At 36.4% G+C, this 3091-nt stretch carries 2 protein-coding genes; both read right to left on the reverse strand.

What is annotated here, in order from left to right; all coding sequences use genetic code 11:
* The coding region (locus M0R38_13245; GenBank protein MCK9482701.1) for an Rpn family recombination-promoting nuclease/putative transposase at positions 1–197 on the reverse strand (197 nt) is incomplete at its 3' end.
* 175 nt (positions 198–372) lie between these two features.
* Positions 373–2001 (reverse strand): group II intron reverse transcriptase/maturase, encoded by a 1629-nt coding sequence (gene ltrA / locus M0R38_13250; GenBank protein MCK9482702.1) that lies wholly within the window; start codon positions 1999–2001, stop codon positions 373–375.
* Positions 2002–3091: the final 1090 nt, after the last annotated feature.

Genomic DNA, 3091 nt, shown 5'->3' on the forward strand with positions numbered 1-3091 from the left:
ACAAGCAGTCGGTATGGCATTTGAAAGTCGACTGTGGACTGCATTTCCATTAATACATAAAAGATAACATCCTGCTCACTTAACTTTACCCAATAAACAAGGTCAGCTTCCTTATCTTTGAAATCCTGCAGTATAAAAGACTTATCTACCCTTGTTATATTGCTCTCTTCAATCTTTTCAACCCAACCTTGTTTCACAAAACTTCTCAATAGCTCAACAAATATTTTTTTTGCTGATAATAAATATTTGCCGACTAGGTAGGAGGAATTGCTTCCTCTTTCCCGTCTAAGAACCGTACGTGAAAGTTTCCTTTCATACGGCTCAAGCCTCTAAAAGCATTCTCTGGTTTGAGAAATGCCAACCACTTCAAGTTCATTTTTCTATTGGTGTGTACGAGTTACACCACTTATGTGTCATAATTATATTGCTAGGTTTCCATTCTATGTTTTCTGTGCCAGGTTTTTTAATGATGTCTCTCTCCTCTGCAATATCCATCATTGTACCGCAAATTCCGCATTTTCCCTTTTGGTTCTTCCATACTTGCTTTAGTGTTCCTGATAGTTTCCTTGCTCCTAACGTGAATTTTCTTTTTGCGAAATATTCTACATCAATGTATGGGTTTTGCGATGTTTTAAGTGGGATATGCCTTATAATTTTCTTATCACTCATTAGTTTTAACTTTGCCGTATCCTTGAACACCCATTTTCTGTTGTTCTCAATCTTCCAGTATCGTTCCTTTATCCACTTCTTGCCTTTGTTTGGATGTCTCCTTGTAGCCCATTTCCATAGCATCTGAAATATTAAGGAATCAATCTTCTGAAATACACGTTTAGACACAGATATTTGATGGTAGTTACTCCATCCTGTAATTATTTGATTGAGTTTTAATATCAGAGAATCTTGGGATGATGCTTTATTTTCTTTAATAACATCACTTAACCTTCTGACAATTCGTTGTACTGATTTATTGGATGGTTTAATTATTAGCTTGTGTTTATATTTCTTTATGTTCCATCCTAAAAAATCAAATCCTTCTTGAATGTTAGTAATGAGTGTTTTTTCATCAGATAGCTCCAAACCTCTTTCAATCAGGTATTTCTTAACCATATCTTTTATTTTCTCTATTGTTTCTTTATTATCGGCTGTTACAATAAAATCGTCAGCATATCTAATGAAGTTTACCTTTCGGCTTTTCCTGCACTTTGCTTCTGGACAGTATCTTATTCCAAATGTGCTTTGAATGTGTTTTTCCAGTCCATCTAATACCGCATTCGATAAACATGCACTTATTGCACCACCTTGGGGTGTTCCAGCCTTTGTTGGAAACAACTTCTTGTTAAGTACATAACCTGATTTAAGAAATTTCTCAAGTATTTGTTTGTCCATAGGTATGTTATCCAAAAGCCACTGGTGTGATATATTGTCAAAACAGCCTTTTATATCTCCTTCAAGAATCCATTGGGCGCAGTTCCTTCGTGATAGAATTATGAATATTTGTTCTCTTGCGTCTGCACAACTTCTACCTTTTCGAAATCCATACGAATTTCTGTCCGCTGTAGTTTCGATTACTGGGTCTAATGCTTTAACATGCAATGTTTGCATTGCCCTGTCCTTCATAGTAGGTATTCCCAATGGTCTTAATTTCCCATTTGCTTTCTTTATATGGACCCTTCTCAATGGTTTGGGTGTGTATGAGTTATTACTATTGAGTGATTCTATACCTTCGAACTTGCTTTCATCTGTTTCCCACTTAATGTTGTCTATTCCTGGAGTTTTCTTGCCTTTATTGGTAGTTACTTTTTTAACCGCCAACAGTTTTGCATAGTATGAATGTATTAGCATTCTTTGTAACTCACGGACCAATTTCATGTTTCCTCTTTGAGTGGCTTTTGCAATCCTTGATTGTATTTTATTAACATATCGCCCTGCTCTTTCCCAGTTGATTTCCCTCCAGGAGTTTGCAGGTTGTTTTCCGTCTAAGTTCGCAGTCCGTTTATTCAACAGTATTCACATTCTCCCTTATTCATAAAACACTTTCTTTCTTGCAAATAGAGACCATGATGCAAGTCAGCACCCTTTCGGACTACTCATTTGAGCTATATCCTCCATTACAGAGAATCTTTCGCTTTTTGCATCCTCCTATACCCTCTGCATTGTCTATATGACATACATAGGGCTTACCTTGTTCTAAATTAGAGCCAATTCAACATGCCTTAGAACCCACCTATAGCCCGAGGGAAGCTTTGACCATTTTTACACCCTGCGGATACAAACATTGTGTACGTTCCCTTTACCGTTTTGGTTCAAGCGTATCAACCTTATTTCGCTTGTTCGACATAACGAGCCTTACGGTGGTTTGATTAGTCTGTTCATAGCACAATATTTATACTTGCAACTCACAGAGTTAAGATTACCCTGTTTTGTTGCTTTGTCACAATAGCTTGATACCCTATTGTTGCCAGTAGTGCACCCATTGGTAGTATTATCCCAAATGGTGAGGATAGTCCAAAAGTTCTTCCGAACTTAGACAGCCTCTAACTTAGCTTTCAAGTCGCAGATACCCTTTATCGTGTTTTTTGTTTAAAACTTCGTATGTATCTTGTGATTCCCTTAACCATAGATGCTCCAACCACATCACATCCTAATAAAATAATTTTAACACATCTTATATCAAAATTATATATCAAACATTTGTTCGGGTCAAGGAAAATATGAAGCGGAGGGAATATCATTTTATTACTTTAGGTTACAGTTCACAGGCAATGTCATTTAGTTAGCACGTAATAACATACGGTTAGATTCTTTTTAATGAGGGGTCTAACCACTTTTTTTCTCAAATTTTTTTTATAAAAATCTAAATTAGCACTTGACAAAAATTCAAAATTATGCGGCCACACTCGCTAAAGCGAGTGTGGCCCTTGAATTAAGAAGGTATTTTACTTTAATTCAAGGAGGCACAAACTTATGTTACACGAAAAAATCAAATCACTATTTTCATCTGCTGTTAAAAGCATTGCATCCAACATTGCTCAATACACAGTCAATCCAGGCAAGGATCTTGTTCGGCGTAATAAACTTCCCGCAGATAAGC

The organism is Bacteroidia bacterium (assembly GCA_023228875.1).
Lineage (GTDB): Bacteria > Bacteroidota > Bacteroidia > NS11-12g > UBA955 > JALOAG01.